This is a genomic window from Pantoea sp. SM3, assembly GCF_000963995.1.
Lineage (GTDB): Bacteria > Pseudomonadota > Gammaproteobacteria > Enterobacterales > Enterobacteriaceae > Pantoea > Pantoea rwandensis_B.
In genome coordinates this window covers 25,883-40,152 of record NZ_JZRD01000013.1, presented here as the reverse complement: position 1 = coordinate 40,152, position 14,270 = coordinate 25,883, and the positions used below count along the sequence as shown (strand labels likewise).

The window sequence follows — 14,270 nt, the reverse complement described above, 5'->3', positions numbered from 1 at the left end:
ATCCCACGCTATCGTTACGTTTCTGCTTTTTCATACTCCATACCTGTTCATCTATAAGTAGTTATCGACGGTATTTCACTGGTTTGTATCACTATGTTGAGAATTTGTGAGGTGTGTTGTATTGGCGCCTTGAAAAGCTTGTTTAAGCGAGATAAATCCCGCCGTTACGCTACAGAAAAGGCATTAAAGCAGGGGAGTGAATGGGAGAATAAGTGGGATGCTAAAGCAGAGTGTAAAACTAATGGGGCGTTCCTTTGCCCTCGACCTCCCCGGTTCCTAGTAATCATCGTTGATGTCCTGCGAAGCGGAACGTATCACCAGAAACGCGCCAATCAGTACAACCGCGATAACGATGGCGATAATAATCAGAATGGTCAGCATATATGTGATGCTCCTGTGACTCTCTCTGACTGCGCCTGTAATCAAAAGGTCATTGTAGACCATGCAGAATGACATGCCCCGCACGGCTTTGTTCCGACCATTATCACGCTTCTTATCTCAATATTTCGACAATTGAATAGTGACAAACTGTTATCGGCTGAGTGTAGCTATACTTTGATGCGTACGTCATTAATCGCTTCGTTAATCACATTTTCATAGTCTTTGGAGGTCACCATGGGCTTTCTGGATGAATTAGTGGGTTCGCTGGGGAACGGCAACGGGCAAGGCAATCAGTTGGGGCAGTTGCAGGCGATCTGGAATTGGGTGCAGGAGCAGGGCGGAATCGAAGTGCTGCTGCAGAAGTTTCAACAGGGCGGGCTCGGTGAGGTGCTGGGTTCGTGGATCGGCACCGGCGGTAATCAACAGGTCGGCGGCGGTGAGATTCAGAGTGCCTTTGGGCAGGAGGAGTTGCAGTCGCTGGCTGATAAGCTGGGCACCGATGTGAATGGTGCATCTGGCACGCTGGCCTCGTTGTTGCCGCAATTGATCGATAAGATGTCGCCGCAAGGCCAACTGGATGAGCAGAGTCTGCACAACAACCAGCTGGATTTGGGGTCGATGGTGGATGATCTGTTTAAGCGGTAATTGTCGAAGTGGAAGAGAGGAGCGCATCAGCGCTCCTTTTTATTGTCGATTATTTGCCATCTGCCGCAATACGATCGCGGATGTGCTGTGCACGTGCTGCGGAGTCCGGGTGCGAATCGAACATCGAACTCGTTTGGCCTTGCTGCATTTTCGCCAGTTTCTCGAAACTGGTGGCTAAGCCGAGCGGATTAACACCGCGCTTTTTCAGCAGGTCATAAGAGTAGTCATCCGCCTGCGATTCCTGGGTCTGCGAGAACTGCGCATTGACCAGCTTTTCGCTCAGATCGCCCAACTGGGATTGCGACAGCTGACCAATCACGCCGCCAACCGAGGCCGCGGCAGTGCGTGCCGCCGTGGTGGCATAGGCAACCTGCATCGCTTTACGCGTATGGCCGAGCGCGACGTGGCCCATTTCGTGGCCGAGTACGCCTTCCACTTCGTTATCCGTCATCATATCCATCAAGCCGCTGTAAACGCGGATACAGCCGTTGGCCATCGCCCACGCATTCACATCTTTGGTCAGATAGACTTTGTAGTTGGCTGGCACGCCGTTGATATTATCGCCCAGCGCTGCGGCGATTTTGTTCAGACGCTGTTGATATTCACTGTTGGCAGGTGCGAGCTGGTTGTCTTTGTCCATCTGGGCACAGGACTGATCGCTGAGCTGCTTCACTTGTGAATCATTTAACGTATAAGCCTGATAGGCCTGCGCGCCGGATTGCAGTAGCGCGTTATTGTCCATCCCTTCACAGCCGCTCAGCAGCGAAGCGATTCCCACAGCAAGAATGGTGACGCGGATTTTCATTGAGAGGTCCTTTGCGTAACAAGGTAGAGAAAACAAACACCTGAAATTGAGATCGGTGTTCAAACGCTTTGGTTATAGCGTGCATCCTGTTCACTGGCTAGCAGACAAGCCCCGAATTGCAACCGTTTACCCGCTATTTAGCACGTCGACGCATGTACTTTTGCCCCGATTTTCATGTACATTGATGTGCGACTTTTTTCTCGCTTCGCCTGATAACTGATTAATTACAATACGTTAAGCGCGGCGGAGCATTAATCCGACCTGGAGTAGAAGATGCCCTCTCGTAAAGAGCTTGCCAACGCCATTCGCGCGTTAAGTATGGATGCAGTACAGAAAGCCAAATCGGGACATCCTGGTGCCCCTATGGGCATGGCGGACATCGCCGAAGTGCTGTGGCGTGACTTCCTGAACCACAATCCGACTAACCCGCTGTGGGCAGACCGTGACCGCTTCGTGCTGTCTAACGGTCATGGCTCCATGCTGATTTACAGCCTGCTGCACCTCACCGGTTATGACCTGCCGATGAGCGAGCTGCAGAACTTCCGTCAGTTGCACTCTAAAACTCCAGGCCACCCGGAATACGGCTACACCGCTGGCGTTGAAACCACCACCGGTCCACTGGGCCAGGGTATCGCTAACGCAGTAGGCTTCGCCATCGCTGAGCGCACTTTAGCGGCACAGTTCAACCGTCCAGGCCATGACATCGTAGACCACAACACTTACGTGTTCATGGGCGACGGCTGCATGATGGAAGGTATCTCACACGAAGTGTGCTCCATCGCCGGTACCCTGAAACTGGGTAAACTGGTTGCCTTCTATGATGACAACGGCATCTCAATCGACGGTCACGTTGATGGCTGGTTCACTGACGACACCGCAGCACGCTTCGAAGCTTACGGCTGGCACGTGGTGCGTGGCGTAGACGGCCACGATGCAGACGCGATCAAAAAAGCGGTTGAAGAAGCTAAAGCCGTATCTGACAAACCTTCACTGCTGATGTGCAAAACCATCATCGGTTTCGGTTCACCAAACAAAGCCGGTACGCACGATTCGCACGGCGCACCGCTGGGCGACGACGAAATCGCACTGACCCGCAAACAGCTGGGCTGGAACCACGCGCCGTTTGAAATTCCTTCAGACATCTACGCGCAGTGGGATGCGAAAGAAGCCGGTCAGGCGAAAGAATCCGCATGGGATAAGAAGTTTGCTGCTTATGCTGCTGCTCATCCTGAACTGGCTGCTGAGTTCACGCGTCGTACCAACAACGAGCTGCCAGCGAACTGGGAAACTGAGTCGCAGAAGTTCATCGAACAGCTGCAGGCTAACCCGGCGAAAATCGCCAGCCGTAAAGCGTCTCAGAATGCGATTGAAGCCTTCGGTAAGATCCTGCCGGAATACCTGGGCGGCTCCGCTGACCTGGCACCAAGCAACCTGACTATGTGGTCGGGTTCTAAGCCAATCAACGAAGATGCAGCCGGTAACTACATCCATTACGGCGTGCGCGAATTCGGTATGACCGCGATCGCTAACGGCCTGGCACTGCACGGTGGCTTCCTGCCGTACACTGCGACCTTCCTGATGTTTGTAGAATACGCACGTAACGCGGCGCGTATGGCTGCACTGATGAAGATTCGTCAGATCATGGTCTACACCCATGACTCCATCGGTCTGGGTGAAGATGGTCCAACGCACCAGCCGGTTGAGCAGATGGCTAGCCTGCGCGTGACACCAAACATGAGCCTGTGGCGTCCATGTGACCAGGTTGAATCTGCTGTGGCATGGAAATACGCGATTGAGCGTGTTGACGGCCCATCAGCCCTGATCTTCTCTCGTCAGAACCTGGCGCAGCAGGATCGTACCGCTGAGCAGCTGGCTAACGTGGCGCGCGGTGGTTATGTGCTGAAAGACAGCGCAGGTACGCCAGAGCTGATCCTGATCGCTACCGGTTCAGAAGTCGAACTGGCGGTTGCCGCTTACGACCAGCTGACCAGCGAAGGCCGTAAAGTGCGCGTGGTGTCTATGCCTTCAACCGATGCTTTCGACAAGCAGGACGCGGCTTACCGTGAATCTGTACTGCCGAAAGCGGTTGCTGCGCGTGTGGCAATCGAAGCCGGCATCGCAGACTACTGGTTCAAATACACCGGTCTGAATGGCGCTATCGTCGGCATGACCACCTTCGGTGAGTCTGCTCCAGCAGAACTGCTGTTCAAAGAGTTCGGCTTCACCGTTGAGAACGTGGTGAACACCGCGAAATCTATTCTGTAATCAGCGGTCGCCATCAAGGGCGGCCCGACAGGTGATTATCGCTATTGAAGGTGCGCATTTATGCGCACCTTTTTCATTTCAACTCCCGCCTCAAACCTGAAACGGTTCAATTATTCCTGAAGTAATAATTTTTACATGCGAATTATGTGACGCAGATCCAATAATCAGCAGCGCAATTGATCGCAATCATTCCTGTTATTCCTTGCATGCTTTATTCTAGCTGAACCGTTTCAGTTGCAATTCAGTGGCATCATTTTGCAACGTTAAGCGGGCAATAATTCCCTGTACAAAACGCAGCGAAACGCTCAAGGTATTTGGCACGTTTTTTTGGCTGTTGTTGCAGGAAGTGAGATGACCGTTCGCATAGCAATTAATGGTTTTGGTCGTATCGGACGCAATGTGCTGCGTGCCTTGTACGAAACCGGCCGCCGCGCTGAGATCACCGTGGTAGCGATCAACGAGCTGGCTGAAGCCACTGGCATGGCACATTTGCTGAAATATGACACCAGCCATGGCCGCTTTGCCTGGGATGTGCGCCAGGAGCGCGATCAGCTGTTCGTGGGCGACGACACCATCCGCATACTGCATCTGGCCGATATTGATACCCTGCCGTGGCAGGAACTGAATGTCGATATCGTGCTGGATTGTACAGGGGTATACGGCAGCCGCGCCGATGGCGAAGCACATCTGCAAGCGGGCGCGAAGAAAGTGTTGTTCTCGCATCCGGGCGGTAATGATTTGGATGCCACCGTGGTGTTCGGCGTTAACGAACAAGCTCTTAAACAAACTGACCGCATTGTCTCCAACGCATCCTGTACCACCAACTGCATTATTCCGGTGATCAAGTTGCTGGATGACGCCTTCGGAATTGAGTCAGGCACCGTGACCACGATTCACTCGGCGATGCACGACCAACAGGTGATTGACGCCTATCACAGCGATCTGCGTCGTACCCGTGCCGCCAGCCAATCGATCATTCCGGTGGATACGCGTCTTGCTGCGGGCATTACCCGTATTTTTCCGAAATTTAACGACCGCTTCGAAGCCATCGCTGTCCGTGTTCCCACGATCAACGTGACAGCCATTGATTTGAGCGTTTCAGTACGCGAAGCCGTGAAGGCCTGTGAGGTCAATGCCTTGCTGCAAAACGCGTCAGAAGGGGCGTTTCGTGGTATAGTTGACTATACGGAATTACCGTTAGTCTCAGTAGATTTCAACCATGATCCGCACAGTGCCATAGTGGACGGCACACAAACGCGGGTCAGTGGTCACCACCTGATCAAAACCTTGGTTTGGTGTGACAACGAATGGGGCTTTGCTAACCGCATGATCGACACCACGTTAGCAATGGCCGCAAGCGGTTTCAGGTAAGACGCGGACTGCGTCTGGCAAAACTTATGAGAATCAACGAGAGGGTTCACCATGTCTGTAATTAAAATGACCGATCTGGATCTTGCTGGTAAGCGTGTTCTGATCCGTGCCGATCTCAACGTGCCAGTGAAAGAAGGGAAAGTGACGTCAGATGCACGTATCCGTGCTTCTCTGCCTACCATCGAAGCGGCGTTGAAACAGGGCGCGAAAGTGATGGTTACCTCTCACCTGGGTCGCCCGACCGAAGGTGAATATAACGAAGAATTCTCCCTCCTGCCTGTTGTTAACTACCTGAAAGACAAACTGAACGGCACCACCGTTACCCTGGCGAAAGACTACCTCGACGGCGTTGAAGTCGGCGCAGGTGAGCTGGTGGTTCTGGAAAACGTTCGCTTCAACAAAGGCGAGAAGAAAGACGAAGAGACCCTGTCGAAGAAATATGCCGCACTGTGCGACGTCTTCGTAATGGATGCTTTCGGTACTGCGCACCGCGCGCAGGCTTCTACCCACGGTGTGGGCAAGTTCGCACCGATCGCTTGTGCTGGCCCGCTGCTGTCTGCTGAGCTGGAAGCGCTGGGTAAAGTGATGAGCAACCCAGAGCGTCCGCTGGTCGCCGTTGTGGGGGGTTCTAAAGTCTCTACCAAATTCGACGTGCTGCAGTCTCTGGTGAAAATCGCGGATACCGTGATTGTCGGCGGCGGCATCGCTAACACCTTCGTGGCTATCGACAACAAAGTCGGTAAATCACTGTACGAACCAGACTTCGTTGAAGCGGCGAAAAAGCTGCGTGACGAGCACGGCATCCCAGTTCCAACCGACTCTCGCGTAGGAACGGAATTCTCTGAAACTGCCCCTTCAACCGTGAAAAAGGTTTCCGAAGTGGCGGATAACGAAGAGATTATGGACTTCGGTGACGAAACCGCACAGGCGATGGCGAAACTGCTGAAAGAAGCAAAAACCATTCTGTGGAACGGTCCAGTTGGCGTGTTCGAATTCCCGAACTTCCGCAAAGGCACCGAAATCGTGGCGAACGCGATTGCAGACAGCGACGCGTTCTCTGTTGCGGGCGGCGGCGATACCCTGGCAGCGATTGACCTGTTCGGTCTCGAAGACAAGATCTCCTACATCTCTACCGGCGGTGGCGCATTCCTCGAGTTCGTGGAAGGCAAAAAACTGCCAGCGGTAGCGATGCTGGAAGAGCGCGCTAAGCAGTAATTTTTGGGGGCGGCGCTTCGGCGCCGTCTGAAGGCTTGCCCATCCTGGGCAAAAAATCGACGTCCCCTCGTGGGATGAACGGTAACGAAACAGGACACAACCATGTCTAAAATTTTTGATTTCGTAAAACCCGGCGTTGTCACTGGTGATGACGTTCAGAAAGTTTTCCAAGTAGCGAAAGAAAACAAATTCGCTCTGCCTGCAGTTAACTGCGTCGGCACGGACTCCATCAACGCGGTACTGGAAGCTGCGGCCAAAGTTAAAGCGCCGGTCATCGTTCAGTTCTCCAATGGTGGTGCTGCCTTCATCGCCGGTAAAGGTTTCAAAACCGACAAGCCACAGGGCGCGGCAATCTTCGGCGCTATCGCGGGTGCACACCATGTGCATCTGATGGCTGAACAGTACGGCGTGCCAGTGATTCTGCACACCGACCACTGCGCCAAGAAACTGCTGCCGTGGATCGACGGTCTGCTGGATGCCGGTGAAGAGCACTTCAAGAAAACCGGTAAGCCACTGTTCTCTTCTCACATGATCGACCTGTCAGAAGAGTCACTGGAAGAGAACATCGAGATCTCTTCTAAATACCTGGCGCGCATGGCGAAAATCGACATGACGCTGGAAATCGAACTGGGTTGCACCGGTGGCGAAGAAGATGGCGTGGACAACAGCCATATGGACGCATCTGCGCTGTACACCCAGCCAGAAGACGTTGATTACGCGTACACCGAGCTGAGCAAAATCAGCCCACGTTTCACCATCGCGGCTTCCTTCGGTAACGTGCACGGCGTGTATAAGCCAGGCAACGTGAAACTGACCCCGACCATCCTGCGTGATTCTCAGGAATACGTCACCAAGAAACACAATCTGCCGCACAACGCGCTGGACTTCGTGTTCCACGGTGGTTCAGGTTCTTCTGCTGCAGAAATCGAAGAGTCAATTGGTTACGGCGTAATCAAGATGAACATCGATACCGATACCCAATGGGCGACCTGGGACGGCATCCTGCAGTACTACAAAAAGAACGAAGACTATCTGCAAGGCCAGCTGGGTAACCCAAATGGCGTGGATAGCCCGAACAAGAAATACTACGACCCACGCGTATGGCTGCGCTCTGCACAAGCTTCAATGGTTGTGCGTTTAGAGCAGGCTTTCAAAGAGCTTAACGCTGTCGACGTGCTGTAATTTTTCCTTACAGTACAAAAAAGGCCCGAAAGGGCCTTTTTTTATGCATTCGATTCGGAATAGTGAGGAAATTCAGGCCATTTTTGGCGCTTCATGCCATTTTTGTTTACCCTTGTACACGGGAGTGCCGGAGATAATCTGGCCGTTTTTGCATTTTCCTGCGGGAAACTCAACAACAGGGCTAACAAATGGAAGACTTAAATGTCGTTGACGGCATTAACAACGCTGGCGGCTGGCTGGTAAGAAATCAGGCACTGATCCTGAGCTATTTCGTCAATATCGCTGCGGCGATTGTCATCATAGTGATCGGTATGATGGCAGCGCGTATTATTTCGAAAGGCATCAACCGCGTGCTGGTGGCGCGTCATATCGATGCCACAGTCGCAGATTTCCTTTCGGCGCTGGTGCGCTATGGCGTGATTGCCTTTACCTTGATTGCTGCGCTGGGCCGCGTCGGGGTGCAAACCGCATCGGTGATTGCGGTACTGGGTGCAGCGGGTTTGGCCTTAGCGTTATCCCTGCAGGGTTCGCTGTCCAACCTTGCCGCGGGTGTACTACTGGTGACCTTCCGTCCATTTAAAACTGGCGAGTTCGTGGATCTCGGTGGCGTGATGGGAACGGTGCAGAACGTGCAGATCTTCTCCACCACCATGAAGAGCGCGGACGGTAAAATTGTCGTGGTGCCTAACGGCAAGGTGATCGCGGGTAATATCGTTAACTACTCACGCGAACCCATTCGCCGTAATGAGTTTATTATCGGTGTGGCCTACGACGCGGATGTCGACCAGGTGATCGCGCTGTTCAGGGAAGTGGTTGAGGCCGATGAACGCGTGCTGAAAGACATGGGTATCCAGATCGGCCTGAACGAACTGGCCGCGTCTTCACTCAACTTTGTCGTGCGCTGCTGGAGTAAGAGCAGTGACCTGCAAAACGTCTACTGGGATCTGTTGAAGAACTTCAAGCGTACGCTGGACGCGAACGGTATTGGCATCCCTTATCCGCAGATGGATGTGCATCTGCATCAGGTGAAGAACGAACAGCAACCTGAGCGCGCTGAGTAATCAATGAGTGGCGGTGCGCATCTCATGTGCACCCCACAAAACCCGATCATATCCCTAAAGGGCCATCATCTATGGCGACCGAAAGCGCACTCATCGCCATCACTTCGCTATTGATATCAATCTTATTATTTTCTCTAATACCCGATTAAATCTTTCAATTTCCACTAATATCCTCGCGTCACTATACTGCATCGCATTATCTCGTTACTCAGGATCGCCATCGTGTTATCTGTTTATTTACAAGGACTTGCCCTTGGGGCAGCACTCATTCTGCCATTAGGCCCACAAAACGCATTCGTGATGAATCAGGGCATTAAACGCCACTACCATTTAATGACCGCAGGGTTATGCACGCTGAGCGATATCGTGCTGATTTGCGGCGGTATTTTTGGTGGTAGTGCGCTGCTGAATCAATCCCCGATTCTGCTGATGCTGATCACCTGGGCGGGCGTGGCGTTTCTGCTGTGGTACGGCTGGGGCGCACTGCGCAGCGCATGGCAGGGCGATGTGACGTTAGCGACAGAAGCCGCGCTGAAGCAAGGTCGCTGGCGCATCGTTGCCACCATCGTCGCGGTGACCTGGCTCAATCCGCACGTCTATCTCGATACCTTTGTGGTGCTGGGTAGCCTCGGCAGTCAGCTTCCTTCTACCGAAGCGCGTCAATGGTTCGCGTTGGGCACAGTGAGTGCTTCAATTATCTGGTTCTTTGGCCTGGCGCTGTTGGCGGCCTGGCTTTCACCACGCCTGCGCACCGTGCGTGCCCAGCGCATCATTAACCTGCTGGTGGGCGGCGTGATGTGGTTTATCGCCATTCAACTGGCGCGTCAGGGCATCGCGGCGTTCTGATGCAGATGTAAGCCGTACAGTGCGGGCAGCGCGCCCGCACTGGCCAGCAGCTCTAAACGAATCTGGCGGAAGCTCACCCCCTGCGGTACGGCGTGATGGCACAGCGAGTGATGGTTATCTTCGACTTCAATCAGTAACTCTTCATCCAGCCAGAGACGATAATGTGTGGTGCAGTGCGGCGTGACAGCTTGTGCGTGCCCCATCTGCACCGTCTCCATCGCATGGTCAAAGTCGTTATCAAACAACAGCGTGATTTGGCGAGCGTGTTGCTGCTGTTCCCAGCGCCAAATAACCGTTGGCTGAGCGTCATCCCGTGCCGGCACCCAGCAGTTGGTGTGCTGCTCCGGACGCAATTTGCCGTTAAGCAGATAGTCCCGATGCCAGAGTTTTAACGGCGTCTCCAGCGTGAAGGCGAAGAGTATTTGATGCGGCACGCGGCGCGGTAGCCAGAAATCGAACTCATCGACGCCGTAATCGCCATCATTAATCTGCCGCGTGCGTTTGGCGACGCGTGGATTGAGGCTGTTAAACACCATCATGACCCCGGGCAGACGCTGCTGAGTGAGGGCCACTTCAATCGCCGGATTTTCTTCAAAGGCGATAAACAGATAACGATCGCAATCTGCACGGTAATCAAAACTCAGGCGGTAGTTGCCCTGATCGTTAACCGTGAGTGTTTGGCTGGCGATGTGACGATCGCCGCAAGTGTTGGCCGGATTGTCACTGCTGAGCAGCGAAACCTGCATCTTCTGCGTTTGTTTGGCACGCAGTTGCACGGTTAACGCAGGTAAACGTTCACCGGCTTTTAATGGCAGCAGCAGGGCACAGCGCGATTGCAGCGGCTGCCAACCAGCATCGGCGGGGAGATTGCTAAGCTGCAGGGTGCTGCTGACTTCGATCTGCGCATCGCGGGCCGGACTCAGCAATGGATGACGTGGGATAAACGCCCCCTGACGCAGTAGTTGCTGCTGCAACTGTGTGACGCGATCTGGCTTTGCCAGCTGCGACGGTGTGAATTGCTGCTGATGACAGATGGCCGCCGCACGTCCCGCCACTTCACCTAACACGCCGCAGGTGCACATCACGCGCGCGCTGCCAAAGGCAACGTGGGTGGCTGAGATTAAACGACTGGTGAGCAGCAGATTATCCAGCGACTGACTGTATAGCGCACGAAATGGAATGGTATAGGTGCCTTTGCTGTGGAACTGGCGGCAGCCATCGTGTTCGCTGTACACGCCATCGGCCGGATGCAGGTCAACCGACCAGCCGCCGTAGGCAACGGCGTCGTAGTGATCGCGCTGTTCAATGATGTCCTGCTGACACAGTAACGTGTCACCGAGGAAGCGACGGCTTTCGCGCTTGCCGGGGATCAGGCCCACCCATTCGATGGTCAGGGTATCGGCATCCGGAAACTCGCCGGAGTTTTTAATGTAATCCCACACGCCCCAAACAATTTTCCACAGCTCCCATTTGATGGTTTCGCTTTCGTGCACCGTATCTAGCCGTCCGCCCCATTCCAGCCACCACAAATCACAACCGTTAAGATCGGAGGTCAGGCGTTTGTAACGCGGAATGGCGGTAATCTCTTTAAGCGCAAAAGAGGGCGGCACAAAGCGAACCGGCTGCGATGTACGTTTGGTATAGAAGTAGATTGAGTGGCCGAGTTTGTGTCCAAAATGTTCACCTGGCGCCATCTTTTCGCCAAATTCTTCAACAGTTTCCGCCCCCACACGATGCGCGACACCCGCCAGATATCCCAGCACGCCATCGCCGCTGGCATCGATAAACTGGCTGGCTTTGATGTGGTAACGTGTCTGATTAATGGCGTTAAAAGCTTGCAAGCCTTGTAAGCGGCGGCCTTCTTTCGTGATATCGCTGACCACCGTGTTGAGCAGCAGCGTCACACCGGGTTGTGACTGCACCAAATCCAGCAGCACCATATCGAACAGCACCGGATTACCCTCTTTGTTGCGCCACAGGTTTTCCTCCATGATCTCGCCCATGATGCCGCCTTCGCGCGCCCAGCGGTTGTTGTTACCCATATGCGATGTTGCACCGTTGGCCCATAACCGCACTTCACTCGAGGCGTTGCCACCCAGCACCGGGCGATCCTGAACCAACACCACCTGCAATCCGTCACGCGCGGCGGCCAGTGCGGCACACACGCCCGCGAGCCCACCGCCCGCCACCAGCAGATCGGCCTGTAACTTTTGCTCTGGGAAGTGGCGCGCATTTTGCGAAGAGAAAGTCTGCATCATTTGCTTCCTGTCATGCTGAAGCTAAGATTGGAGTTTTGAGCGCCACAGGGTGAACTATGTCTTCTCAACCCAACCAAAGCCTGATTGATGGGATTCGCTGCTTGCAGTATTTGGTTTCCAGCGATAAAGCCGTGGGCTGCCGTGAACTGGCGCGACAGATGGACATGAACAGCACGCGCGTTAACCGCCTGTTGATGACCATGGCCTCGATTGGCCTGACGATTCAGGACGAACACCGCCGCTATTTGCCCGGCCCGGGGATTCATGCACTGGCGGCGCAGGCGATTCGCGGCTCCTCGCTGTTTGCCCAGGCGCTGCCGCAACTGGAAGCACACGCGCCGCGCGACATCGTGGTGGCGCTGGGCGTGCTGTGGGAGGACCAGGTGATTTACATCTGGCACTCCGAACCGGGTGAGCGCACCAGTGCCAGCCAGGCGCTGGCCGGTTTCCGCATGCTGCCGGCGTGGCAGTCGGTGATTGGTGTGTCGCTGCTGGCGACAGAGAGTGATGAGCAGTTGCGTCCACGATTTACCGACGAACAGTGGGCGCAAATGGCGCCGTTGCTGGCGCGTAAGCGTGACGCAAACCATTTGATCTGGCACCGTGATGACGGCGAAATCAGCATGGCGCAGCCAATCAACAACAACCGCGCTGCGCTGGCGTTCGCCAAAATCTGGCAGGCCGACGATGCACATCTGCAGCAGCGGGTGATGCAGTTGCAGTCGCTGGCGCAAGTGCTGATCAGTGCGCGCTGACATGCTCGATTTTCCCAACCACGAACAGATAGCTGCAAATGCCTATCGCCGCCAGCACGGCAATAAAGCCGAGTGCTGGCGCGAAATTGTCGCCATCGATCAGCGCGCCTATGGCAATCGGCACCACAATAGCGGAAAGCGCGCCGGTGAAATTGAATACGCCGCCCGCTAAGCCAATCAGATGGCGAGGTGCCAGTGCGGTGACAAACACCCAGGTGATGGTCGCGAGGCCGTTGCCAAAAAACGCCAGCGACATAAACAGCACGATGAGCGTGGAATCGTCGGTGTAATTGGCGCCAAGAATAAACAGCGTCAGGAACAGACCAAGGATGACCGGCAGTTTACGCGCCACACTGGGTGACACGCCTCGCCGTATCATGCGATCCGAAGCGAAACCTGCCAGCAGTACGCCACAGAAAGCGGCGAAGTAGGGCACGGAAGCCACATAGCCGCTTTTAATGAAGCCCATATGGCGATACTCCACCAGATAGGTCGGGAACCAGGTGAGGAAGAACCAAAAGGTGGCTGAGATAGTAAACTGGCCGATGTAGATACCCACCAGTTTGCGGCTGCGGAACATTTGTGCCAGATCGGCCCAGCGGGCCTTCGGCTGCTGCGTGTGCTGACGGCTCTCGAGTAAGGCACCGTTGCTGCGCAGATAGTTTAATTCGGCTTCTGACACGCCTTTATGCTCATGTGGCTCACGGTAAAGCAGATACCACACCAACGCCCAAATCATCCCGGCCACACCGGTAATCAGAAACAGACCGCGCCAGCCAAACGCATCCTGTACGTGGAACAGCAGCGGCGTCATGCAGGCGAGTCCAACAAACTGGGCCGAGGAGTAAATGCCGATGGCGCTGGCACGCTCCTGTTCCGGGAACCAGCTGGAAATCACGCGGTTATTCGAAGGCATTACCGGCGCTTCAAAGGCACCGACGCCCAGGCGCAAGCTAAACAGCGCACCGAAGCTGTTGGCGAGCGCATGCAGGGCTGTGATTAATGACCAGGCAAACAGGCCCACGCCATACACCAGACGCGCGCCGAGACGATCGATCAGAAAGCCGCCGGGGATCTGCAGCGCAGCGTAGATCCAGCCAAATGCTGAGAAGATCAACCCCATCTCCATTGGCGTAAAGCGCAATTCGCCGGCCATTTGCGTCGCGGCCACAGAGAGATTGGTACGATCCATGTAGTTGATGATGATGTTGATAAACACCAGACCCAGCATCAGGAATCGCGTCCGTCCGGCGCGAACGGCAATGGCGCTTTGGCTAATTGGCTGCTCTGTCATACCACAACTCCCCATAAGGCTAGAATTGTTTCTTTAATAGAAACACCAAGGCAAAATTTCCGCGAATCCGTTAACCTGGTTTTGCGATCGCGGATACGTTAATACCGTCGTTATCCGAACTTTTTGGTGATTTCAAACTCAGACCATCACGCATAGTAATGTGTTTTAGGTTTAGCCATAGTGGCGACCTGT

At 54.3% G+C, this 14,270-nt stretch carries 11 protein-coding genes; 8 read left to right on the top strand and 3 right to left on the bottom strand.

The window, feature by feature from the left end; translation table 11 throughout:
• The first annotated feature begins 615 nt into the window (after nt 1-615).
• The gene (locus VI01_RS07735; protein ID WP_045814677.1) at nt 616-1,026 is read left to right on the top strand and encodes a YidB family protein; all 411 of its coding nucleotides are present in this window, start codon (nt 616-618) and stop codon (nt 1,024-1,026) included.
• 49 nt (nt 1,027-1,075) lie between these two features.
• On the opposite strand, the gene VI01_RS07730 is transcribed toward VI01_RS07735, so the two are convergent.
• Nucleotides 1,076-1,831, bottom strand: a complete 756-nt coding sequence (locus VI01_RS07730; RefSeq protein WP_045814676.1) for a M48 family metallopeptidase — start codon at nt 1,829-1,831, stop codon at nt 1,076-1,078.
• A 273-nt stretch (nt 1,832-2,104) separates the two neighbouring features.
• On the opposite strand from VI01_RS07730, the gene tkt reads away from it, so the two are divergent.
• The 6 genes from tkt to argO all read left to right on the top strand — a co-directional run bounded on the left by tkt (nt 2,105) and on the right by argO (nt 9,771).
• Complete coding sequence (gene tkt, locus VI01_RS07725) at nt 2,105-4,096, top strand: transketolase (protein ID WP_038644968.1); 1,992 nt, start codon at nt 2,105-2,107, stop codon at nt 4,094-4,096.
• A gap of 351 nt (nt 4,097-4,447) precedes the next feature.
• Nucleotides 4,448-5,467, top strand: coding sequence for an erythrose-4-phosphate dehydrogenase (gene epd / locus VI01_RS07720; protein WP_038644970.1), 1,020 nt, complete (start codon nt 4,448-4,450; stop codon nt 5,465-5,467).
• 51 nt (nt 5,468-5,518) lie between these two features.
• Nucleotides 5,519-6,682 carry a phosphoglycerate kinase gene (pgk, locus tag VI01_RS07715; protein WP_038644972.1) on the top strand — a complete coding sequence of 388 codons (1,164 nt, stop codon included), beginning with the start codon at nt 5,519-5,521 and terminating at the stop codon, nt 6,680-6,682.
• Nucleotides 6,683-6,784: 102 nt separating this feature from the next.
• Nucleotides 6,785-7,864, top strand: a complete 1,080-nt coding sequence (fbaA, locus tag VI01_RS07710; protein ID WP_034823221.1) for a class II fructose-bisphosphate aldolase — start codon at nt 6,785-6,787, stop codon at nt 7,862-7,864.
• 188 nt (nt 7,865-8,052) lie between these two features.
• Nucleotides 8,053-8,925, top strand: coding sequence for a small-conductance mechanosensitive channel MscS (mscS, locus tag VI01_RS07705; protein WP_038644974.1), 873 nt, complete (start codon nt 8,053-8,055; stop codon nt 8,923-8,925).
• Nucleotides 8,926-9,147: 222 nt separating this feature from the next.
• A complete protein-coding gene (gene argO / locus VI01_RS07700) occupies nt 9,148-9,771 on the top strand; it encodes an arginine exporter ArgO (RefSeq protein ID WP_045814675.1) in 624 nt (207 codons plus the stop codon).
• Here the strand turns inward: argO and VI01_RS07695 are convergent.
• Complete coding sequence (locus VI01_RS07695; protein WP_045814674.1) at nt 9,750-12,026, bottom strand: FAD-dependent oxidoreductase; 2,277 nt, start codon at nt 12,024-12,026, stop codon at nt 9,750-9,752. The genes argO and VI01_RS07695 overlap by 22 nt on opposite strands.
• Before the next feature lie 59 nt (nt 12,027-12,085).
• Here VI01_RS07695 and VI01_RS07690 point away from each other — a divergent pair, with 59 nt between their 5' ends.
• The gene (locus VI01_RS07690) at nt 12,086-12,784 is read left to right on the top strand and encodes a global regulatory protein (RefSeq protein WP_045814673.1); all 699 of its coding nucleotides are present in this window, start codon (nt 12,086-12,088) and stop codon (nt 12,782-12,784) included.
• On the opposite strand, the gene VI01_RS07685 is transcribed toward VI01_RS07690, so the two are convergent.
• Nucleotides 12,771-14,078, bottom strand: coding sequence for an MFS transporter (locus tag VI01_RS07685; protein ID WP_045814672.1), 1,308 nt, complete (start codon nt 14,076-14,078; stop codon nt 12,771-12,773). The genes VI01_RS07690 and VI01_RS07685 overlap by 14 nt on opposite strands.
• Between the last annotated feature and the right edge of the window lie 192 nt (nt 14,079-14,270).

Coding starts and splice junctions, on each gene's coding strand:
- VI01_RS07735 (WP_045814677.1), top strand. CDS start 616: ATGGGCTTTCTGGATGAATTAGTGGGTTCGCTGGGGAACGGCAACGGG.
- VI01_RS07730 (WP_045814676.1), bottom strand. CDS start 1,831: ATGAAAATCCGCGTCACCATTCTTGCTGTGGGAATCGCTTCGCTGCTG.
- tkt (WP_038644968.1), top strand. CDS start 2,105: ATGCCCTCTCGTAAAGAGCTTGCCAACGCCATTCGCGCGTTAAGTATG.
- epd (WP_038644970.1), top strand. CDS start 4,448: ATGACCGTTCGCATAGCAATTAATGGTTTTGGTCGTATCGGACGCAAT.
- pgk (WP_038644972.1), top strand. CDS start 5,519: ATGTCTGTAATTAAAATGACCGATCTGGATCTTGCTGGTAAGCGTGTT.
- fbaA (WP_034823221.1), top strand. CDS start 6,785: ATGTCTAAAATTTTTGATTTCGTAAAACCCGGCGTTGTCACTGGTGAT.
- mscS (WP_038644974.1), top strand. CDS start 8,053: ATGGAAGACTTAAATGTCGTTGACGGCATTAACAACGCTGGCGGCTGG.
- VI01_RS07695 (WP_045814674.1), bottom strand. CDS start 12,026: ATGCAGACTTTCTCTTCGCAAAATGCGCGCCACTTCCCAGAGCAAAAG.
- VI01_RS07690 (WP_045814673.1), top strand. CDS start 12,086: ATGTCTTCTCAACCCAACCAAAGCCTGATTGATGGGATTCGCTGCTTG.
- VI01_RS07685 (WP_045814672.1), bottom strand. CDS start 14,078: ATGACAGAGCAGCCAATTAGCCAAAGCGCCATTGCCGTTCGCGCCGGA.